General features: G+C 53.9%; 12 protein-coding genes and 2 rRNA genes. 7 read left to right on the top strand and 7 right to left on the bottom strand.

The window, feature by feature from the left end; translation table 11 throughout:
- The first annotated feature begins 481 nt into the window (after window positions 1-481).
- The 3 genes from NVIE_RS05095 to NVIE_RS05085 all read left to right on the top strand — a co-directional run bounded on the left by NVIE_RS05095 (window position 482) and on the right by NVIE_RS05085 (window position 6,365).
- Window positions 482-1,951, top strand: a 16S ribosomal RNA gene (locus tag NVIE_RS05095).
- 250 nt (window positions 1,952-2,201) lie between these two features.
- Window positions 2,202-5,172: ribosomal RNA gene (locus NVIE_RS05090) — 23S ribosomal RNA — on the top strand.
- Together the 16S and 23S rRNA genes form the textbook arrangement of a ribosomal RNA operon.
- Before the next feature lie 206 nt (window positions 5,173-5,378).
- Entirely contained in the window at window positions 5,379-6,365 is a 987-nt protein-coding gene (locus NVIE_RS05085) for a DHHA1 domain-containing protein (RefSeq protein ID WP_158435102.1), read from the top strand.
- A 291-nt stretch (window positions 6,366-6,656) separates the two neighbouring features.
- Here the strand turns inward: NVIE_RS05085 and NVIE_RS05075 are convergent, their stop codons facing one another.
- Entirely contained in the window at window positions 6,657-7,151 is a 495-nt protein-coding gene (locus NVIE_RS05075; RefSeq protein WP_227717482.1) for a RidA family protein, read from the bottom strand.
- Between the two features lie 331 nt (window positions 7,152-7,482).
- Between NVIE_RS05075 and NVIE_RS05070 the strand changes: the two genes are divergently transcribed.
- The 3 genes from NVIE_RS05070 to NVIE_RS05060 all read left to right on the top strand — a co-directional run bounded on the left by NVIE_RS05070 (window position 7,483) and on the right by NVIE_RS05060 (window position 15,514).
- Window positions 7,483-8,862: a glycosyltransferase family 2 protein gene (locus NVIE_RS05070; protein ID WP_075054319.1), complete on the top strand. Its 1,380-nt coding sequence runs from the start codon at window positions 7,483-7,485 to the stop codon at window positions 8,860-8,862.
- A gap of 41 nt (window positions 8,863-8,903) precedes the next feature.
- Window positions 8,904-10,613 carry a right-handed parallel beta-helix repeat-containing protein gene (locus tag NVIE_RS05065; protein ID WP_075054318.1) on the top strand — a complete coding sequence of 570 codons (1,710 nt, stop codon included), beginning with the start codon at window positions 8,904-8,906 and terminating at the stop codon, window positions 10,611-10,613.
- Window positions 10,614-11,107: 494 nt separating this feature from the next.
- On the top strand, window positions 11,108-15,514 hold the full coding sequence (locus tag NVIE_RS05060) for a chitobiase/beta-hexosaminidase C-terminal domain-containing protein (RefSeq protein ID WP_158435101.1): 4,407 nt from the start codon (window positions 11,108-11,110) through the stop codon (window positions 15,512-15,514).
- Between the two features lie 279 nt (window positions 15,515-15,793).
- On the opposite strand, the gene NVIE_RS14540 is transcribed toward NVIE_RS05060, so the two are convergent.
- Complete coding sequence (locus NVIE_RS14540) at window positions 15,794-17,485, bottom strand: discoidin domain-containing protein (protein ID WP_084790636.1); 1,692 nt, start codon at window positions 17,483-17,485, stop codon at window positions 15,794-15,796.
- Between the two features lie 246 nt (window positions 17,486-17,731).
- Between NVIE_RS14540 and NVIE_RS05045 the strand changes: the two genes are divergently transcribed.
- Window positions 17,732-17,959 (top strand): hypothetical protein, encoded by a 228-nt coding sequence (locus NVIE_RS05045; protein ID WP_144239518.1) that lies wholly within the window; start codon window positions 17,732-17,734, stop codon window positions 17,957-17,959.
- A gap of 253 nt (window positions 17,960-18,212) precedes the next feature.
- Here NVIE_RS05045 and glmS read toward each other — a convergent pair whose 3' ends face one another.
- From glmS to NVIE_RS05025, 5 genes are all read right to left on the bottom strand, one after another.
- Window positions 18,213-19,973 carry a glutamine--fructose-6-phosphate transaminase (isomerizing) gene (glmS, locus tag NVIE_RS05040; protein WP_075054315.1) on the bottom strand — a complete coding sequence of 587 codons (1,761 nt, stop codon included), beginning with the start codon at window positions 19,971-19,973 and terminating at the stop codon, window positions 18,213-18,215.
- Between the two features lie 258 nt (window positions 19,974-20,231).
- Window positions 20,232-20,768, bottom strand: a complete 537-nt coding sequence (locus NVIE_RS05035; RefSeq protein WP_075054314.1) for a hypothetical protein — start codon at window positions 20,766-20,768, stop codon at window positions 20,232-20,234.
- A gap of 217 nt (window positions 20,769-20,985) precedes the next feature.
- Window positions 20,986-21,183, bottom strand: coding sequence for a hypothetical protein (locus NVIE_RS14770; RefSeq protein ID WP_144239517.1), 198 nt, complete (start codon window positions 21,181-21,183; stop codon window positions 20,986-20,988).
- A gap of 343 nt (window positions 21,184-21,526) precedes the next feature.
- Complete coding sequence (locus tag NVIE_RS05030) at window positions 21,527-21,862, bottom strand: hypothetical protein (RefSeq protein ID WP_144239516.1); 336 nt, start codon at window positions 21,860-21,862, stop codon at window positions 21,527-21,529.
- Between the two features lie 193 nt (window positions 21,863-22,055).
- The gene (locus tag NVIE_RS05025; RefSeq protein ID WP_075054312.1) at window positions 22,056-22,727 is read right to left on the bottom strand and encodes an Lrp/AsnC family transcriptional regulator; all 672 of its coding nucleotides are present in this window, start codon (window positions 22,725-22,727) and stop codon (window positions 22,056-22,058) included.
- Window positions 22,728-23,032 lie beyond the last annotated feature (305 nt).

The raw sequence follows: 23,032 nt of genomic DNA, 5'->3' as shown, positions 1-23,032 counted from the left end.
CTTTGTAGCGATTTTTAGGTGAGAGAAAATTTCTATGAAAATCATCCGAAATGATAAAATCTTGAATTACTTGGCATCAAAGTACACGATCAACGAGAACTATTGTTTCACCTGTAGAAATCAGGCATAGACTTTATTAGCAAGTTTGTACAAGCTTTAGCCAGCACTAAATCGGACGCTTGCAGTGGCCGGTAGTGATGTGTCTTCTCACGGTCTACGCTCGTTCTGAAAGATTTATATCGGTGCCTTGTAAAGGAAATGAACGAACGTAACATCAAGGCGGCGTCAGTGATGATGTTGGTAATGAGCCATTTTGTGATTCACTGACCTCCAGTTGCGCTCATATCATGGGGATTCGATGTCAACATCGTTTCCGACATAGGTCACACGTGCAAACCCGTAACGACAATAGCGATCCGCACAATTACCAAGTTGTCCGGCCGTACTCTCATTAACGAGAAAAAACAACAAAAATGGATTGACTCCGGTTGATCCTGCCGGACCCGACTGCTATCAGAGTGGGACTAAGCCATGCGAGTTAACGCAGCAATGCGTGGCATACGGCTCAGTAACACGTAGTCAACATGCCCAGGGGACGTGGATAACCTCGGGAAACTGAGGATAAACCGCGATAGGCCATGATTTCTGGAATGGATCATGGCTGAAACCTACATGGCCCCTGGATTGGACTGCGGCCGATCAGGCTGTTGGTGAGGTAATGGCCCACCAAACCTGTAACCGGTACGGGCTCTGAGAGGAGGAGCCCGGAGATGGGCACTGAGACAAGGGCCCAGGCCCTATGGGGCGCAGCAGGCGCGAAACCTCTGCAATAGGCGAAAGCTTGACAGGGTTACTCTGAGTGACGTCCGTTAAGGACGTCTTTTGGCACCTCTAAAAATGGTGCAGAATAAGGGGTGGGCAAGTCTGGTGTCAGCCGCCGCGGTAATACCAGCACCCCGAGTGGTCGGGACGATTATTGGGCCTAAAGCATCCGTAGCCGGTTCTGCAAGTCTTCCGTTAAATCCACCTGCTCAACAGATGGGCTGCGGAGGATACTACAGGGCTAGGAGGCGGGAGAGGCAAGCGGTACTCAGTGGGTAGGGGTAAAATCCTCTGATCCACTGAAGACCACCAGTGGCGAAGGCGGCTTGCCAGAACGCGCTCGACGGTGAGGGATGAAAGCTGGGGGAGCAAACCGGATTAGATACCCGGGTAGTCCCAGCTGTAAACGATGCAGACTCGGTGATGGGTTGGCTTTGGGCCAACCCAGTGCCGCAGGGAAGCCGTTAAGTCTGCCGCCTGGGGAGTACGGTCGCAAGACTGAAACTTAAAGGAATTGGCGGGGGAGCACCACAAGGGGTGAAGCCTGCGGTTCAATTGGAGTCAACGCCGGAAATCTTACCGGGGGCGACAGCAGAGTGAAGGTCAAGCTGAAGACTTTACCAGACAAGCTGAGAGGAGGTGCATGGCCGTCGCCAGCTCGTGCCGTGAGGTGTCCTGTTAAGTCAGGTAACGAGCAAGATCCCTGCCTCTAGTTGCTACTGCTGGTCTCAGGACTAGAAGGGCTAATTAGAGGGACCGCCGCCGCTGAGGCGGAGGAAGGAGGGGGCTACGGCAGGTCAGTATGCCCCGAAACCCTCGGGCCACACGCGGGCTGCAATGGTAAGGACAACGGGCTCCGATTCCGAAAGGAGGAGGCAATCCCACAAACCTTACCTCAGTTATGATTGAGGGCTGAAACTCGCCCTCATGAATCTGGAATCCCTAGTAACCGCGTGTCACTATCGCGCGGTGAATACGTCCCTGCTCCTTGCACACACCGCCCGTCGCTTCACCGAAGCTGGTTCTTGGCGAGGTGGCGCCTAATTGGCGCTATCGAACCTGGGGTCAGCAACGGGGGAGAAGTCGTAACAAGGTAGTCGTAGGGGAACCTGCGGCTGGATCACCTCCTTAGATTTCGGCCGGACGACTTGAGTGTAAAGGATCGTTGTTGTCTGGGAACTACACGTGCGACCTATGCAAAAAATATGCAACTCCATGCGTGAGCATGGGGCGAAGGACGCAGCAGGCGCTGCCTGCAATGACCGTCGTGCACAGGAAACAGAAACACGCCACGAAAACGATAGAGGAAATGTAACGAAGTGGCTTTACGGAAACAAACGTTCGCGTAGAGTTTCCGGGGCTGCAATAGTGTTGGCCGGTGTACAAGTGCAAAGACGCCGGTTGAAGGATGACTCGGCTTGGTAAGTGATGAAGGACGTGGCAAGCTGCGATAAGCCCGGGGTAGGTGCATGCGACCGTTGATCCCGGGATTTCCGAATGAGGTCTCTCTTTACACTCCCTTGCTTTCAGCTTGGGAGGGCGAACCGTCCGAAGTGAAGCATCTGAGTAGGACGAGGAGGAGAAATCAATCGAGATTCCGCTAGTAGCGGCGAGCGAAAACGGAAGAGCCCAAACTGAACCTGCCACGGTAACGTGGTAGGGATGTGGTGTGCTATGGCGTTGGACGCAGTTCTCTGAGCAAAAGTGCTCTGGAACGTGCCGGCGAAGAGGGTGATACCCCCGTATGCAATGGGGAACTGGATTCTGCCATAGCGAGAGTAACTGGCCTTGGCAGTGGCCAGTGACTATGGGTGAAAGTAGCATCCAAGGCTAAATATTCACCAAGACCGATAGCACACTAGTACCGTGAGGGAAAGTTGAAAAGTACCCCGGAAGGGGGGTGAAAAGTGTCTGAAATCAACCGGTTACAGACGTGTACGGCTCAAAAGGAGTCAGGTGGAGGTTCCGCAAGGGACTGAAGCCTTCCAGGGTCGTACGTTCCGTCTAGAAACACGGGCCAGGGAGATTGCTGTCATGGCGAGCCTAACCTGACGAGGGGAAGGCGAAGGGAAACCAAATCTGCGCAGCTTTGGCGAGGCAGAGGATCCGAAAGGGTCTTGAGTCATGGCAGTAAGGCTAGAAACCGGACGATCTAGTCCTGGTCAGGACGAAGGGGGGCGAAAGCCCCCTGGAGGTCCGCAAGGGTCCTGACGTGCAAATCGGTCCCCAGAACTGGGATTAGGGGTCAAAAACCAATCTAGTCCGGTGATCGCTAGTTCCCACCGAAGTAGATCGCAGTCTTGTCTCGATGGAGGTTGCTTGTATTGTAGAGCACCGATCGGACGGTAAGGGCTCGAAAGGGCTCGCCGCCCATTCGAACTCCGAATGTACGGGCGCCGTAGAAGTCGGGAAGCGGGTTTATGTGGGGTAAGCCTCATAACCGAAAGGGGGACAACCCAGACTAAAGTTAAGGTCCCCAAATGTCTGCTAAGTGTCAAACAAAAAGGTGTTTTCGAGCAAAGACAGCAGGGAGGTAGGCTCAGAAGCAGCCATCCTTCAAAGAGTGCGTAACAGCTCACCTGCCGAGCTCGGAAGCCCTGAAAATGGACGGGGCTAAAGCAGACTACCGATACTTTAGGCCGCCGGCGAGGCCGGCGCGCGGTAGGTGGGCGTAGTGTTTGGGTCGAAGCTGGGCTGTGAAGTCCAGTGGACCGAACTAACTATTGCAGATCCTGGTGGCAGTAACAGCATAGCCGGGTGAGAATCTCGGCGACCGCAAGGGCAAGGGTTTCCCGGCAATGCGTCATCAGCCGGGAGTTAGCCGGTCCTAAGAGCAACCTCAACAGAGTTGCCCGAATGGGAAATTGGTTAATATTCCAATGCCATGAGGCGTCGTTATGACCTACCATGTCGCTTCAGGATAAGGCGAGCAGAACCGTCGTTCTGTCCAAGCTTTCGAGTTTGGGGGAGTGCCGTAATGGCGAGATCCCAGACGAGTGGTGAATGGCCTGCCGCAAGGCGGGTTCGCTTGATTCCAGGAGACATTGAAAGCATGGCAAGGGAGATTGCTTCATGACCGTACCGAGAACCGACACTGGTGCCCTGGATGAGAAATCTAAGGTCTTTCGGGTATACCGTAAGGCGAGGGAACTCGGCAATCTAGCTCCGTACCTATGGTATAAGGAGTGCCTGAGGCTTTTGCGAGGAGCAGGAGCTTCAGGTCGCAGTGACCAGGGGGTCCCGACTGTTTAATAAAAACACAGGTGGTCGCTAGTCCGAAAGGATGAGTACGGCCTCTGTATCCTGGCCAGTGGCGGTACCTAAAACCTGAGTTCAATTGGGCTAAGGGCCGCTAAACGCCGGGAGTAACTCTGACTCTCTTAAGGTAGCCAAATGCCTTGTCGGGTAAGTTCCGACGTGCATGAATGGAACAACGAGGGCCCCGCTGTCCCCGCCTGCAGCCCGGTGAAGCCACTTAACGTGGACGAACAGTCCACGAACCTCTGTCGGGGAGAGAAGACCCTGTGGAGCTTTACTGCAGCCTGTTGTTGCGGTATGGTTGTGGATGCAGAGCGTAGCTGGGAGCCATCGAAGCCAGTCCTCCGGGATTGGTGGAGGCGCCGTTGTAACACCAGCCTTTCATTACCGTATCGCTAACCCGTTCTCACGGGGACATCGGCAGGTGGGCAGTTCGGCTGGGGCGGCACCCCCTTGAAAATGTATCGAGGGGGCCCAAAGATTGGCTCAGGCGGGACAGAACTCCGCCGGTGAGGGCAAAGCCAAAAGCCAGTCTGACTGAATTCCCAATGATACGGAATCCAGAGGCGAAAGCCGGGCTTAGCGATCCATCGTGTCCCCACTATTGGGGGCCGGTGGTGACAGAAAAGTTACCCTAGGGATAACAGGCTCGTCGCGGGCGAGAGCTCCCATCGACCCCGCGGTTTGGTACCTCGATGTCGGCTCTTCCCATCCTGGTTCTGCAGCAGGAGCCAAGGGTGGGGCTGCTCGCCCATTAAAGGGGAACGTGAGCTGGGTTTAGACCGTCGTGAGACAGGTCGGTCTCTGCCTGACAGGGGCGTGGTTGTCTGAGGGGAAGTCGCCCCTAGTACGAGAGGAACAGGGCGGCGAAGCCTCTGGTTTATCAGCTGTCCGACAGGGCATGCTGAGCAGCTAAGCTTCTTAGGATAAGTCCTGAAAGCATCTAAGGACGAAGCCTTTCCCGAGAAAAGACAGCCTTCCGTAAGGAGAAGGGCGGCCATAGAAGATGGCGTTGATGGGATGGAGGTGTAAGCACCAAGCTTCGGCGAGGTGTTCAGCCTGCCATCACCAACAGCCCAACGCACTTGAACCGGATTGTTCAAAGCAACCGGTTTTTGTTGGTGGATAGCCATCGGCACCGTTGCCATGGACGCACCATTGCAGTCCCGGAACACGCAAAGAACGCGCGTAAGCCCATTTCGTGCAGTCGTATGTTTCTGTTTCCTGTGCATGGCGGTCGCGTTTTCTTCTCTCTTTTTCTCAAACTATTAATCCCGGCCAGTTACGGCTATGCTCTGTTGCCTGAAATCGTAGTCATGTCGCACAAGGAGGACGTCGACGGCCTCGCTTCCGCAGCGCTTGCCAAGGCCGCGTTTGACGCCCAGACCGTCATACTTTCTGATTACCCTGCGCTGATACCCAAGCTGGAAAAGCTTGCCAGCTCTGAAAAAAAGATCGACAGCCTGTTCATCTGCGACCTAGGATTGTCAAAAAAGAACGAGCAGAGGTTTGTCGAACTGCTTGCAAAAATCGCCGGCAAGGGCACAAAGGTGACCTACATTGACCACCACGACATCAGCAAGGAAACTGTCGCGGGCCTGAAAAAGGCCAAGGTAACGCTCATTCACACGGTCAAGGAATGCACAAGCGTGCAGGTGTACCGCAAGTACAAGAAAAAGCTGCCAGAAAGCGCGACGTTCCTTGCGGCAATGGGTGCGCTCACCGACTATATGGAGAAAAAGCCCGCCGCGGCAAAACTCGTTCCGCGTTACGACAGGCAGTTCCTCATGCTTGAAGCAACATCGCTTTCGTACATGATCTCTGCAAGCCAGAAGGACGAAGACTTTCTCGTGAGAATAGTTGACACCCTGTCAAAGGGCAAGTACCCGCACGACGTCAAGGGCGGCTTTGAGCTGGCAGAAAAGTACGCCAAAAAGGTGGCAAACGCGGTAGAGTCGATACGCTCCGGCATCGTAAAACTGGACAATCTGGCGCATGCGCCAAGCACAGTAGAGCTGTCGTCAAGCATGGTGGTCAACTTTGTCCTTGGCTCGTCGGGCAAGCCTGCGGCCATGGTCTACAAGCTAAAGGAAGACATCGGCTCGTACGTGGTTTCCATACGCGGGTCGAAGGGCTGCAAGGTACACCTTGGCCGGCTCGTAAACGACATTGCGAGCAACCTCGGCGGGAGCGGCGGGGGCCACGACAAGGCCTGCGGCGCAGTCATACCAAAGGACAGGCTGAACGAATTCGTCAAGACGCTTGATTCAAAGATAGTAGGATAGAGGCATATTCCTGACAAATCATTTGTTAGCTGCATGACTGCAAAGGCGGCTGTCTGCCGGGCCAACAGTGTCTGACCTTCAACGGAATATGGCTGTGCTGCAGACCAATTACTGCATGAACCCTATACAATGCTACTACGCCTGTGACAAGTGTAAAAAGATATTCTCGCATGATTTTGAGCTTTTCGAGCACGAAAGGGTCTCTGGACACAAGGGAATTCTTACTCTGACAATCGATAAAGACTGAGCGAGCCAGAGCAAGTGAGTGAGTCTTTTTTTCTTCTTCCCTCTTTATTTTATCTCGGCGACAAACTCTACTTCCACCGCGCTTTCAAGGGGCAGGCTGCTGACGCCGACTGCGGCGCGGGCGTGCCTGCCGCTGTCCCCAAAGATCTGCACAAGGAGGTCGGACGCGCCGTTTATGACCTTGGGCTGGTCTGCAAACGACGGCTCGCAGTTGACAAACCCTGTCACCTTTACGATGCGCCTTATGCGCTCTAGTGAGCCAAGCGCGGCCTTTAGCTGCGCAAGCGCGTTTATGGTACAAAGTCGCGCAGCCTGCTGCCCTGCCTCCACCGGGATGTCCCTGCCGACCTTGCCTTTGAATTTCACCTGCCCTGCCTCCACCGGGATCTGGCCCGCCACGAACGCCAGGTTGCCGCTAATTACGACCGGCACATACGAGCCGGCGGGTGCAGGCGGGTTCGGGAGCGTTATTCCAAGCGACTCAAGGGTCTGTTCTGCTGTTGCTGTTGCCGTCATGATGATGATGGCCATTATCGGCATGCTTATAGTTATTTGCCTTGCTCTGCGACAGACGAAAAAATGAATCAAGGAGGCCAGAAAAAATTTCGTATTGCACGCGCTAGTCGAACTGCTGCATCATACTCTTATAGAGCCTGACTCTTTCCCCGTTTATGTGCAATAATGTGAGTTATTTTCTCTCCAAGCGGCTCTGGCTTGACAATTCACATCACCTAGGATTTCGCCCAAGACGCGGTTTCTTTTAGCCACGGACAAGGCAGCATTCTCACTTGTCGAGAATACTTGATTGTAGACCAATGCCTGCACGCCGTTTTTCCCATTTGCGCTTGCATCACCGGAGGCCTGCGTAAACGTGGAGGTAGTCACAAGGGAAATTCATGCGCCGCAAAAGCTCACGCCCAGAAAGAAAATTACAAGGGCGCTTATCATAGTGGGTGCCGGCGCGCTCATTGCCACAAAGCTATACATGTTGTTTTTCTACTTGGACCCGATCCTCGGCATATACAGCTTTCTCACCACGTTTCTGGTCTTTAGTTGCTTCATAGTTTCCTACACGATGTACAAGGACCCTTTTTACGGCAAAAAGGGGCAAGAAAATAGCAGCAACAACAAGAATGGCAGCGGTGCCCCCTTTAGCGCACGCGAGCCCCTTGTGAGCGTAATCGTGCCGGCCAAGAACGATCCCGTCATGATAATCGAGGCCGCCAAGTCGTGCCTCGCATCGACGTACCGCAACATCGAGGTAATAATGGTAAACGACGGCTCGACCGACGACACTGGCCAAGCGATGGACCTCCTGCGAAAGGAGTTCCCTGACAAGATATCTGTCATACACCTCGCGCAGAACGTCGGCAAGAGAAAGGCCGTCAGGGAAGGGATAGTGGCAGGCCCCGCCAAGGGCGACATAATACTGCTCATCGACTCTGACTGCGTGATTGAAAAGACGGCTATAGAGCGGATGGTAAAGGTCTTTGACGACCCTGACGTGGGCGCCGTCTCAGGGCACGGCCGCGCGGTGAACGCGGACCAGAACACGCTGACGAAAATGCAGGACACATGGTACGACGGCCAGTTTTCCATAATGAAGGCGATGGAAAGCGCCTTTGGCACCGTGACCTGCTGCCCCGGCATCCTTTCTGCATACCGGAAGGAGGCCATCATGCCTGCGCTTGACAAGTGGGCAAACGACGTCTTTTTGGGAGCCGATTTCGTCCTGGGCGACGACCGTCACCTGACAAGCTACGTCATTGGCGGCAACAAGCACTATATTGACAAGGAGCAGAAGGTGTGGAAGGCCAAGTACTGCGAAAGCGCCATCGTCTACACCGAAGTCCCGCACAGGTTCAAGAAGTTCATGTGGCAGCAGATACGCTGGAAGAAAAGCTGGCTGCGCGTGTTTTTCTTTACCGCGCCGTATTATTACAAGGACAGAAACGCGTTTGCCGCAGCCGTATACTACCTGCAGATGATATGGTCTTTCCTCTCGCCCGTGGTGGCCATCCGGTCGCTCATCCTGCTCCCTCTCCAGGGAGAGTACTGGTCTGGAGTAGTGTACATAGCCGGGCTCCTCTTTATCGGGCTCTTGTTTGCCGCCGAGTTCAAGATGCGAAACCCCGCATCGGGCGGCAAGTGGGCCTACAGGCTTACCTGGTCTGTGATGGGCTTTTTCCTCAGCTCGCTGGAATACTACTCCTTCCTTACCGTGAGGAACAAGTCGTGGCTGACAAGATGATGATGATAATAATGATGAAGAAGAGGCCGTGAGATGGAAAAATGAAATACACTGCAGTCCTTCTGTGCATACTCCTTGCAAGCACCTTTGGCATCGTGATATGGAATATGTACCTGCCGGTATCAAGCAACAGAAACGCAGAATTCATCGACTACCTCCGCTATTCAGCCGAAAAGGCTTACAACGGAAATGAATTTCTGAAAAACAACCTCACTCCAATTGCGACACAGCTTGGGCTTGGGCCTGCCACTGTCCCGCCAAACGTAGGCCCGAGGATACTGTACGACCCAAGCATGCCAAGCACGGTAACCCTGACTTTTTACGTGCAGTATGGAAACCAGGGGAACCTGCTGTCTCTGCTTGACCTGCTGCACGACTACAACGTCAACAAGGCGGTGTTTTTCATAGAAGAGAGGTTCCAAAAAGAGCACGACTTTGTTGTCAAGAGGATTCAGGACCAGGGATACGTTATCAAGACGTGGGACGACCTGAGCGGCTACAAGGCGCCGGGATACCACCCGACCGTATACAGGGGGGTGCCGCTTGTCGAAAACGAAATCCTCGGGCAGACCGGCAAAGACCGCGACGCGATGGAGTTTATCCGAGTCGCGCTGCGCCACTCTGATTCTTCGGTAATCGCGTTTTCGCCCAAGATAATGTCGCACAAGATAGTGCTTGAAGACGTGCTAAAGCAGGGCGGAAAAGGAATAGTGTTCTCTGACCAGCCGGCGAGGCCTCAGGCTGATTCGCAGGTTCCTCCCTTCGTACTCATCTCTGACGGCAACAATTCCGTAACGCGGGTAAACGACGGGAAATGGACGCTGGATCTTTTGGCGCAAAAGTATCCTTCTGCAGTCAGCTACAACGCGCAAGAATCTGCCTACCTTGTGACAAGGCCCATCATAATGGGGAACAAGACCACCCTTGAAATAAACGGAGACCGGGTGCTATTGCTCTCTTCGTCTGAGCGCAATCCCAATCCAAGCTACCTTGAGATCCGTGGAAACGCGGCGATTGTAAACTCGACCGTGACTTCGTGGGACCCTGTCCGGGGCAAACCCGAGATAGACCCGTACATCCCGCGCCCGTACATAGTGGTGAGGGGTGGCCACATGGACGTCCTGAACTCTACAATAACGCACCTTGGGTACTCGCTTGGCGGGCTGAAGGACACCAGGTACGCCCACGCCGCGCTGGAATACTACAACACCAAAGACTTTGTAATAGCCAGCTCTACCATTGCCTTCAACTACTATGGGTTCTATTCTGAGGATTCAAGCGACTTTAAGATAGTGAACAACGAGATTTATGGCCAGACCCGCTACGGGCTTGACCCGCACACCCGGTCCGTCAACTTTGTGATCGACTCCAACTACGTGCACGACAACGGCAACCAGGGGATCATATGCTCGCTCTGGTGCGAAAACGTCACAATCACCAACAACATAGTCGAGTACAACGTCGAGGGAATAGGCCTCCACTGGCTCACCAACTCCAGCCTGATAAAAGACAACGTCGTGCGCTACAACGAAAAGTACGGGGTGTTCATCCAGAAGGAGAGCTACGACAACACCATTGAAGGCAACACCATAGTCGGCAACAAGTACGGCGTGGGAATCCTTGAAGGGTCTTCGCGCAATACAATCGCAAACAACGTCGTGGCAGACAACGTTCTTGAAAGGTTCAGGATAGACGCCGACAGCACAGGCAACACCGTGCGGGACAACAGGTACTCTGTCCCCGCAGGTTGATCCTGCACCTGCGCAGGCATATACACATACACGCCTGCCGCGCGCGCCTTGGCTGAAAATACACCAATCCTGACGGACCCGCCACGTTCAAGCGTCAAGGCGATACAGCATAGTAGTTGGCACGGCAGGCAGCTGAAATGCCCTCGAAATTGCCGACTCTCCTTTTTTCTGATTCCTGCGACTATGCTGATGACATATGCGCGCACACACACATATCATGATGCTCTCTTTCTCTGCCACTGTGGCAGGCTGGAACTAGAAGATCTGCACTGGAATGTTGTTACTGGTACAAACTTGTATTCAATAGCTACATGATTTTTTAAGGTAATTAGCCATTCAACTTCGCCAGCAACTGCAAGGAAGGGATACTAATGGACGCAAATTGGGCGTCTTTGGGATATAGCTATAGCCGTAATAGGTAATGAATGACTCCGGGTACTTGCTTGTCAACCGCCAGATTGACAAGGCATCTGGCGTTTGCCTTGATTGCAACAATGATGATTATAGCTGTCGTCGTAAACGCGCCAATACGCGCAAGTGCCCTGTCTGTTGACGCATGCAACTGTGTGATATTTCGCCTTGACGACATCCAGGACTTCTGGCTCGTCCCTGTGCAAAGCGCCATCATCGACAAGTTCATCGAGAGAAACGAGAACCTTGACCTCGGCGTGATAATGAACTTTGTCGGAAACGATCCTGCCATAGTAAACAAAGTAAGACAGGGCGTGGCGACGGGCTTGATTGAAACGGTGCTGCACGGATGGAACCACGTGCCTTACGACACGCTTTCTTTGCAGGAGCAGCATGACACCTTGCAGATGGCCAATGCAAAGCTGCAGGACCTGTTTGGGAGGAAGACCACGATATTCATACCGCCGTACAACGCGTACAACGAGGATACGCTTGAGGCAACAAGCCAGCTGGGACTAAAGATCATAAGCTCCGAGTTTGACCAGGAACTCCCAAGCATATACGACCCGGACGACCCAAACAGCCCAAACAACAAGGTCTACAAGGCAATAGCCGGCTCTGACATCAAGGACCAGTTTGGCGTGTACCACCTTCCGCAGGTGGTGGGCTACTATACCTACGATTCCGAGCCGCCTACAAAGACCCCGCTTTCTTTTATCCAAAGCCAGATTAACGACACAATTGCCAACTATGGCTATGCAGTGATAACACTCCACCCGCAGGATTTCACGGTAAAGGACGCAAACGGCAATCCGACGCCTGTCCTCTCGCAGGAAGAGATGAACGACCTTGACGCCCTGATAACTTGGATTGGCGACCAGGAATACCACATAAGGACTTTTTCCAGCGTGACCAACGTTCCGCTGCCTCCGATTATAGACAACATCCCTCCGAACATAACGGCGCCTGCGGACAAGGCAGTCGTCTCTACATCGGAGCTGACCCCTGTCGACCTTGGGACTCCTGCCGTATCAGACAACGTGGATACCAGCCCGACGGTGACCAACGACGCTCCTGCCGGAGGCTTTCCGCAGGGCCTGACAGTGGTGACCTGGACGGCTACCGACGACGCAGGCAACGGTGCAACTGCAAACCAGTACGTGATGGTGTCTTCCACCGCAGACACTGTCAGGCCCACCGTCAGCGTCAGCAACCCCGTGGCCGGGACCGCAGTCAGCGGGCCTGCCGCCGGGGTAAATATTCTGGTGGAAGGGACAGCCTCTGATGGACAGTCTGGCGTCAAGATAGTTGAAGTGCGCCCGAACAATGGCGGATACAAGCCCGCCAAACAAAAGTCGCCGGGCAGCTGGTCCGAATGGTCCTTCGTGCTGAACATAAAGCAGTCGGGCAACAGAGAAGTCGTTGCAAGGTCGACAGACTTTTTCGGCAACATGCAGTGGGCCGTAATCCCGATTACTGTTTCGCTGAGCGGACCTGATACCGTGGCCCCGCAGCTGACGCCTCCTCCAGACATTACCGTGGAGGCGGTAGGGAACATCACGGCAGTGAACCTGGGAGCGCCCGTGGTGTTTGACAATTCCGATCCCGCGCCCGTAGTAAAGAATGACTCTCCCGGTGCAACCGAGTCGACAGGCTTTCCGCTTGGGACCACCGTCGTAACGTGGACTGCTACAGACGCGTCAGGCAATTCCGCGACTGCAGAGCAGCGAGTCACCGTAGTGGATACGTCGTCGCCTGGAATCCCCGAACTGCTTTCGCCATCTGACGGGATGGCGACAAGCAACGGAGCCATAACGTTCAGCTGGTCGCAAGTCACTGACGCCACGTCGGGCACCGCTTATGACCTTCTCGTATCTTCAAGCCCTGACTTTTCGCCTGCCGTGATAGACCAGCAGGGCCTGACGGGGTTGAGCTACACGCTCGCTACCCCGCTAGCTGACGGCACGTACTACTGGAAGGTCAGGTCGTCAGACGAGCTGGGCAACGCAAGCCCGTACAGCCCGGCCCGGACAGTTACGGTAGACACGCTTGCTCCAGCCGTCGCCGCATCGCCGCCTGGCGGAACCTACTCATCTGCCCGGTCGGTAACTCTGACTGCAAGCGAGCCGGGAGCAACAATATACTACACCATCGACGGCAGCGTGCCGACTACGGGCAGCACCGTGTACAGCTCGCCGGTGTCCATATCCATAAACACCAGCCTAAAGTTCTTTGCGGTCGACCCTGCAGGCAACGGCGGCCAGGTGGCAACCGAGTCGTACGTCTTTGCAAGCGTTTCTGCTTCCCCGCCGGGAGGGGTGTACAACGCACCGCAATCCGTGACACTCTCAAGCGGTGTGCCGGGCTCGACTATCTACTACACCACAGACGGCAGCACACCGACTACAGGCAGCACCGTCTACACCGCGCCAATCGCGATATCTGCAAACACCACGTTGAGATTCTTTGACGTGGATGGCGGAGGAAACGCTGGCTCTGTCGTGACAGAGGCGTACGCCTTTGACACTGTGGCTCCGACCGTGACGGCCACGCCGCCTGGCGGGACATACTCTGCCGCCCAGTCCGTGGCCTTGGCCGCAAGCGAGCCTGCAATGATATACTATACCACCGACGGCTCTGTACCTACAACGTCTAGCACCGTCTACACCGCGCCAATCGCGATATCTGCTGACACCATACTCCGGTTCTTTGGAGTGGACAGCGCAGGCAATGCCGGCTCGACGGTAACCGCAGAATATATCATAGACACCGTCCTGCCCACAGTGACTGCCGACCCTGCAGGAGGTCTGTACAACGCGGCGATAAGCGTAACTCTGACTGCAAGCGAGCCGGGAGCAACAATATACTACACCACAGACGGGAGCGTGCCGACTACGGGCAGCACCGTCTACACCGCGCCAATCTCGCTGTCTGCAAACACTGATCTAAAGTTCTTTGCAAAAGACGCCGTCGGCAACACCGGCGCGGTAGGGTCGCAGACGTACCTCTTTGACCTGCAAGTGCCGACTGTCATTGCTTCGCCGACCGGCGGGGTCTTTACGTCGCCGCAGTCGGTAACGCTGATAGCAAGCGAGCCTGCCACCGTCTACTACACGACGGACGGGACCGACCCGACCACGTCAAGCCCGGTGTACTCGTCGCCGATCAGCATCGCCGCTACTGCCACGCTAAAGTTCTTTGCGAGGGATGGCGCAGGGAACTCTGGACCGATTGGCACTGAAACCTACAGCATCAATGCCTCAACGCTCCCTGCCACCCACATGTCAGACACTACTGCAACCTTTGGACAGAGCATGTACTCTGCGCAGCAGGCACACGCAGAATTCGTCTCGCCGGCGTCCCAGCTTGTGGGCAAGACCATAGACGAGATAACGCTGAAGCTGAGAAAGACGGGCGCCCCGACGGGAACGGCCCAAGTCGGCGTCTTTAACACAGACCTGACAGTGAAAAAGCTGTTTGGCGAAAAGGACACTACCACGATCTCCTCGACCTACACGGACTATGTCTTTTCGCTGACCGGCTCTGACGTCTATGTCATCCAGTCCGGCGACAGGATAGGGATAAAGTACGCGGGAGGAGACGCCAGCAACTTTGTCGCAGTTATGCTCGACCAGGATGGAGTTGACCCGTTTGACGGCACAAACACGTACCGGCAGGTCTACACCAGTTCGTGGCTCAACTCCTTGCCAAACGACCTGTACATGACCCTGCGGCAGACGCATGCAGGCGCAGACATACTCCCTCCGACCGTCACGGCATCGCCGCCAGGCGGCGCTTTCCCTGCCGCCCCGTCAGTAACTCTGTCTGCCGACGAGACTGCGACCATATACTACACGCTGGACGGCAGCACGCCGACCCAGTCAAGCTCCGTGTACTCGTCTCCAATCACCGTCTCCTCTGGCACCACGCTGAGGTTCTTTGCAAAAGACACTGCAGGAAACATTGGCTCCATCAAGACCGAAATCTATACCGTCGACCCCTCGCTGTTGCCTGCAACCTACATGTCCGACACCACTGCAACCTCTGGCCAGAGCACCTACTCTGCCCAGCAGGCGCACACCGAGTTTGTGACGCCGTCCTCGCAGCTGATAGGCAAGAGCATAGACCAGATAACCCTCAAGCTCCGAAAAACAGGCGTCCCGACGGGCATTGCAGAGATTGGCATCTTTAACACAGACCTGACAGTGAAAAAGCTGTTTGGCACCCAGAATGCTTCCGCCATCACTTCGACCTACACGGACTATGTCTTTTCGCTGACCGGAAGCGAACTGTACACCATCCAGTCCGGCGACAGGATAGGGATAAAGTACGCGGGAGGAGACGCCAGCAACTTTGTCGCAGTGATGCTTGACCGCGATGCGGCAGACCCGTTTGACGGCACAAACACGTACCGGCAGGTCTACACCAGTTCGTGGCTCAGCTCTACATCCGACGACCTGTACATGATACTGAAGCAGACACATGGATAGCGGCAAAGCCCAGTCTCTGCATAGGTGATGTAAGAAGGCTCGAATCCTCTTTTTTCTTTTTTTATTCTCAGTCGCGCCTGCTCTGTCATTTTTAATGCAACTTTTTTGCACAAACATGTTTCCTGCTGCAGGTTCTGCTTGCAAAGTGGCATGACCTGCAATAAACAGGCCGGGAGACTTGCAAAAATCTGCAACAATGCTGTCTTTTTTTGTTGAACGGAAAATCTCTACCTGTTGCAAAAACCTGACAGTTGCGGTGCTGAAAAAGAAAACAAGTGGTCAAGGGAGCGGGTTGATCTCTCTTATGGTAAAGTTAGCATACTCCATCGTCCCGTACTCGTTTCTTGCATAGACAGAAAGCATTGGCCTCTTTGTCTCGCTGGTTGAATCTATGAACGAGTGTATGAGCGGCAGCGCTGGGTCCACGCCGGGCTTGCAGGCGCCGTAGCCTACCCCAAAGTTCGTGCCGTTGTCCACGAATTCAGTCATTTTCTCCCACTTGCCCCCGTTCAGGCCGGCAGTCATGTCGCGGTACAGCTCCAGCTTTACTTTTGTGTCGTTGTCCATGTTGCGCAGGACGAACTTGATGCCTACCCACGTGTCCTTTGGAAGCCCGCCCCAGGGCTTTTTGCCTGGCAGGTCCACATAGCCGTTGGACAGATGGTGGGCCGTCTCTTTTTCAAGCTTCCATTTGCCGTCGGTGAGCACCAGGACGCCGTAACCCCTGTCGTCGCAGAAATTCCTGTTTTCGTTGCCGTTCGTGCCGTGGTTTGTGCGGGCAAACAGCTGCAGGCCGGAATAATCGATAAGCTGCGTTTCATTTATCCTCTTGATGTACATAGTTATCTCCAGGTTCTCCGACCATTCCCTGACGTTGGCGGGGTCGTGGACGTACATCCTGGTAAAGTTGCCCGATGCCGTCAGCGTGCCCTCGCCATCGATGGTATACGTCCCTATGCCGTGCGTCGTCTCAAACCAGTTGTCGTCCGGGTCGGGGACATTGCCAAACTGCCGGGGATTGCCGTTGTCCCACTTTGACGACCATTCAATCCCGCCGGCAGCAGTCGGGTACAGCTGCGCAATGCCGAACCTGTCTGTTGGCGTCGGGGGGCTTGACGCCGGTATGGTGGAACCTGGCTCTTGAGCAACCCTTACGGCTGCGACGTGCCATTGCTGGTTTCCTGCGTTGTCAGTCGCGCGCGCGACAATGTCGTGCATCCCTGCAGGGAGCATGAGAGTGTGGGTCCACGACGACCAGTCTCCCGGGGAGGCAGGTGTTGCAGGCATGTACGCTGTGCCGTCTGTCCTGACTTCGACCATCTTTACTCCGCTTCCAAAATCTGACGCCTTGCCCTTGATGCTGACGGTGGCAGAAGAGGATACGACTACCTTGCTGTTGTTTACGGGCTGGTCTATTGCTATGGAAGGCCTGGTGTCGTCCTGCACCGCAGAGACGTCGCCGTACACCTTGATTTCTGAAATGGCCGACCATTCATTTTCCGTGTTCCCGTCCACCGTGATCCTGACGTACCTTGCATCAACGTCTGCAAAGTCGTACCTCTCAAAGCTGGAAGTATTTCCAGAGCTCTTGCCTGAATAGATCTGGGTGTACGTCGTGGCATCTGACGAATGCGATATGGTGAACGTGCTCTGCCTTGTGTCTCCCCTGTACCATGCCACGTCGACATGGCAGATGGTTGCAAGCGTCCCAAGGTCGACTGATATCCATGCCCCCCTTCCAAAAATTGACCACTTTGTGACAGGAAGGCCATCAGCAACGTTGCTTGGCACGTTTCCGATCTCGTTTCCTGATGCCTCTGCTTTTGCCACGGGCAGGGCCGCGCAGGATGTGGCTGCTGCACTTGCGGAAATGGCGCCATTGCCTGTTGCCAGAGGCAGCAACAGAGTTGCAGCAAAGACAGCGAAAATGAGCTGCTTGAAAATAGATCGTTTTATGCGGCTTCCTTGCATATCTGCCCTCCCATAATCCGCAGCCCTTCTTTCCCCTCCTGCTTGCGATTTACTAATAATATTAGCACAACGTCTGATCGTCAGACACGGGCAAGATATATCAATAAACACGTCAATGGCATGGACAATACCCGAGGCTTTTCATCATCTCGTGCCCTTTTTGCTGTCCGCCTCTTCCATTCTGGTGCCCTTCTGGCATTATGTCTCATTTTATCGCGGCAAACCGGTCATAATGATAAAGAGCGCTTGCGACCACCATTCTTCATGCAGGAGCTCGTAGAGTCGGTCAGGCGCCTTGTTTCCGAATGCCGCAATGACAACGACATCGACAGGCAGGTCTCGATTCTGATAAGGGCAAACGCAATGCTCCCTGAATCGATGCAGCTGAAAATACCGTCGCTTATCACTGCCGACTACATACGAAAGGCGCTTTCTGACATCGAAGAGCAAATCGAGGCCATCCCAACGACATGACACGCGGAGGCGACCATGCACACAGGTGCGTGTACTGCAACGAGCTATATTCATGCCCGCTTGACAAGCGGGACTGCAAGATATCTTGGAAGACGGACCATAATGATCATTACCTTGCGCTAGCAAACTGAAGGTCTCTGTTTTGTTTATTATTGTTCTTCTGCAGCGTTTTTGCCGACAGAGCTGCCGCCGCAGATTTTTTTGTGTGTATGTGTGTGACAGGCCGGACCTGCAGGGTGTGTGTATGCGCCTATTACTTGACCGTCACTGATTTTGCCAGGTTGCGCGGATAGTCTGGGTCGACTTTTTTCCCGACCGCCATACAGTAGGCAAGTATCTGCAGCGGGATCGCCTCTACGAGGGGGTAGAACACATCCTGTACCTTGGGCAGCTGGATCCAATAGTCGTACAGCTCGTTGTTCTGGTCGGAAACCCCGACGATGGTGGCTCCCCTTGCCTTCATTTCATGCGCGTTGGAAAGCGTGTCCATAAACGTGTTGTCGGTGGGGTTTATCAGGATCACAAGGGTTCCTTTGTCCATGAGTGCAAGCGGGCCGTGCTTGAGCTCTCCTGCGGCTATTCCCTCTGCATGCACGTAGACAAGCTCCTTGAGTTTCAGCGCGCCCTCTAGCGCGATCGGGTAATGCAGGAACCTCCCAAGCAGGTAAATGTCGTTGACGGTGCTGAGGACTTCGGCCACGCGCGCTACTGCGGGATACAGCGCAAGGGCCTTGTCTATCGCAGGGGCAATGTCGCATCCCTGAAAGATCTCCTTGTTTTCTGATGATGATAGCTGGCCTGCGATGGAATAGAGCACCGCAAGCTGGGCGGTAAAACTCTTTGTCGCGGCCACGCCTATTTCGGGCCCGCAGCCGATGTCTAGGAACAGGTCGCTTGCGCGGGCAAGGGACGAGGTGGAGACGTTGACTATTGAAAGGATTTTTGCGCCGCGCTGCCTTGCGTTCTTGACAGACTGCAGGACGTCTGCGGATTCGCCGCTCTGCGAAATGGCAATCAGGACAGAGCCGGAATCTATCATGTCAAGCGCGTACTGGAACTCGCTTGAAATTATCACGTCAGACTTTATTTTTGCATACTTGGAAAACAACTGCTTGCCCACCATTGCCGCGTGGCTGCTCGTGCCGCTTCCAGTCAGGTACACGTGCTTGGCGCCAGAAATGATGCCTGCAAACTCGCCCAGCTTTTGGTGGTTTGCCGCCAGCGCGCCTGTTATGGTCTTGCCCTGCTCGTTGATCTCTTTGAGGGTATGGTGCGCGTATATCCCCTTGTCGGCCGCCCCAAGCTCCCACGCTATGGGGGACACCGCCCTGCTCACCGGCTTGCCTTCGACATCGTACAGCTGGAGGTCTTTGCTGCCGTCGATTATCACGATATCGCCGTTCTCAAGGAACACCGCCTTGTCCGTAAACTTGATGAACCCAAGCACGTCACTTGAGAGGAAATATTCAGAATCTGCTATGCCCACTATCAGGGGCTCTTCCCACCTTGCCCCTGCTATCGTGCCGTCCTTGAATACCGCGACAAACGCATAAGATCCGCGCAGCCTGCTGCACACGGAAAGCATGGCCTGCCGGGCGTCGCCCTTGGCACCTTCGAACAAGTGCGCGATTACCTCGCTGTCTGTCTGGCTCTTGAAAACATGGCCGGCGGCGATAAGCTCGTCCTTCAGCTCCTTGTAGTTCTCTATTATGCCATTATGCACCACCGCGACTTTGCCATCGCAGGACGTGTGCGGGTGCGCGTTGCTGTCCGTCACCCCGCCGTGGGTGGCCCACCTGGTGTGCCCCACGCCTATCGTGCCCTGCATGCTTTCCATGGAGAGGTTCTTGCTGACTTCGACGACCCTGCCGACGCCTTTTGCAATGTCTATCTTGTCATCATGGAGAGTCGCTATCCCGACGCTATCGTACCCGCGGTATTCCATGAGCTTGAGGCCGTTTACGAGCAACGAAGCGGCGTCCTTGCTTCCTCTGTATCCTAGTATGGAGCACATATTTGGTATGATTCACTCTGGGAATGTACTATGAATGCAATATTTTCAACCGGGACAATCTACTAGCATTAATCTGTCATGGCTGTTCAAGCTGGTGGATGTACGCGCCAACTTTGATGCCTTGAGATGGTGTTTCAATCCTGCAATTGTCTGTCTTGATCAGCGTTGATGATTCATCTAGGGTGGAAATCTATATCTAGAATTCAGGACACCTGCCTACCATAGTCCTGCAACCGGCAGCAATGGTCGTCGTCATCGTCAGCTGTTTGTGGCAGGCTCATCGGTTGGAACTTGGGACGTTACAACGTCAATCCTGCACGATGAAAACTCGTATTCTTCATCGCCATCAAAAAATATGAATACTGAAGACCTTTCCTTGCTAAATTCTGACGCATCCAGAGATACGCTGGCCTGTCCCGAGTCATCGGTTGGCAATATGGCAACAGGGTTTCCGGGCAGGATTGTAAATATCATCTGCTTGCCCGGGATGCCGCGGCCGCTGGACTGGTCGGCAAGCTTGGCAGAAACAACCATCGCAGTCCCTGCAGACGGGTCGTTGTGGCATTCAAGGCTAGTCGCTGCTGCCGTTTTGGTGACAGCACTGGTGGTGACTGTGCTGTTATTGCTATTGCTGGAGCCATTATTATTGTCATCATCCTCATTTTCGGATGACGGAACAACCGGTTTGGCTCCTTCCTGCGCAAAGAGCACCGAGGCCAGAGCCGCAAGCGCCACCACCGATGCCACCCCTCCTGCAATGACTGCCTTTTTCTGCAAGTTTTTTTTCTGGGCCAATGTGTGTGTGGACACAGATGGACGCGTCAGATTGATAAGCAAAAGTTCCATTCGCGCAAGTAACATGGTTCCTGCTGCAACTAAACCCCCTGCCAGGCGGTTTTTTTGTGCAAAGTATGCTGCACTGATTAAGAAGGCGCGACGTTGCAAAATTACAGAGAGATACTTATGCAGAGAGGCTGATTATGCGCGCGCACGTTCTTTGTTGTTGTTATTATTATTCTGGCCTGGGTATTTCCAGAAGGAATGACTGGATATTCCTGCAGGCTGCGCACATGTAGATGACGGTCCTGGCAAACCGCCTGTCTTTGTTTATGGTGTATACCAGCGTGCTTGACAGGGGTGCTTTATCCGGGTTCATTTCGCCCATTTTGTTGTTGCAGATTGGACACTTTATCTCGCTAGATGCTCGCATGCGCGCATCTATGACTCGTAGGTATTAAAGCAGGTTGTCTATTTTGCACGAGCATTCTTGGTAATGAGAGCCATTGTTTGTGGAAAAAATGGATGTGCCTCTTGCGCATCTGGCAAGAGCAGCGCGGTCCAAATTGTTTTCTATGAAAGGGAAATGGCATAATTTCAGGTAACGAAATTACTTGGCAGGATTTATACTACTTGTACTACATTGCTTTTAGCCGCAAGAAAGGCATAGGCGGTGTCACTCCCTCCCCCGTTCTGCACCGCCCATGCCGTTACAAAATCTTCTTCCTGCACTAACACCGGCTTGATCGTATATATTTTTTGAATAATATATTCTGTCAATGCGGCGTTTCTAGAATGGTCGCAGAGGCTGCCACTGTCATCCTGCCCGGCCCTGCCGGCTTGAGTACAGATAGGATCTTACTATTGTCAAGGTTGCTTGGCTGCTGCAGCAATGGGATTGGGCAGGACCTAATCTGCCTCAGGCGCTCTTTTCCTTTGCGCGTGCGCGGCTTGGTTCGCAATTGAGTCCTGCAACATGGGCAAAAGTTCTCGTCAATCCTTATCCAGACGGCGCAAATTATGCAATATTTGCATCCTGTCTCGTAGCGCCCCATCTTCTTCTCCTTCCTGCCATAGAGCGCGTTGCACATGTCCCTGCATGCGTGTGTCATATGTGCATGAGATTCTCGATAATAATTATAACAGCGCACCGGTCACTGGTGGAAGATTTTCCGGGAAAAGACTCCAGTAAAGTCATGCACTTGCAGTTTTATTGGGCTGAAACTGCATGCTTGGGCGAGCATCCTTTTGTTGTTGTATAAAATTTGGCGCAGATAAACAGAAGATATCCTGCGCCCGTTCTCCTCATATCTTGTCAAGGATGTACGATATCAAATTGCTGTTGTGGCCTACTGCCCTGATCTGCTCGCTCCATGATACTTTTTCGACCCCTTCTATGGCCTTGATGCGCCCTATCGTTTCTACCAGCTCTTCGTTGTCCTTGAATACAATGTCTGCTTTGAGGTCGATGGAGTTCTCGCCCATCGTGCGGCTGACGCATGAAACGCTGTCCTTCCAGGACAGTATCTCCTTCCCCACAGCAGCAGTCATCCCGTTCCTGGTAGAGATGAACAGGGTGGCAGTCCTCCACCCGAACCTTTCCACTTTTAGCGTGTAGGACATTTCAAGGAGGTTGGCCTCCAGCCTCTTGCGCCTGCGCTGCACCGTGCTGAGCGGTATGTCCAGCTCTTTTGAGAGTGTGAGCGACGACACGCCGCCCGTGGACGAAAGCAGCGCTTTTAGGATTTTCTTGTCTGCAGGGGAGACTACGCGGGAAAGTTCGTGCGACTTGCGCCTTCCCGGCCTGCTCTGGGCCGGGCCGGAACTTGCTGCCTTCTGGAGCGTCTTTAGCAGGTGGTTCAGCGCAGGAATTGACAACTGGTCAAGCATCTCGGGGTTTACGCCAAGTTTTTCGAGGTTCTCTAGTATCTCGAATCTCGAGCTTGGCTCGACATGGGCCTCGTGCTGGACTATCAACTCTGCTCAAATCCTCCTGAGGTTGTGCTCTGTGCTTGCGTGCGTACACCATCATGTTGACACCTATTGGCTAGTATCATGTTACGGAAGGTATTTCTATAGAAAGTATATTCCCCTGTAGCCCATCTGGCCTCACGTTTGTGGCTGATCTGCTTCAATTTTGAGTGGAGATCTGGTTAGACTATTCGCCCAGTCTTGCGCCCTGTTAGATATACAGGTTTTCCGGGGCTCTTGACAAGCTTGTGTTTTCCGGAACAAGCTTTTATTAATCACTATATTATGGTATTTTGACAATAAATGCCAAA

Source organism: Nitrososphaera viennensis EN76, assembly GCF_000698785.1.
Taxonomy (GTDB): domain Archaea; phylum Thermoproteota; class Nitrososphaeria; order Nitrososphaerales; family Nitrososphaeraceae; genus Nitrososphaera; species Nitrososphaera viennensis.
Note: the sequence above shows the minus strand (reverse complement) of the source record. Positions and strands in the feature narration are given on the sequence as shown.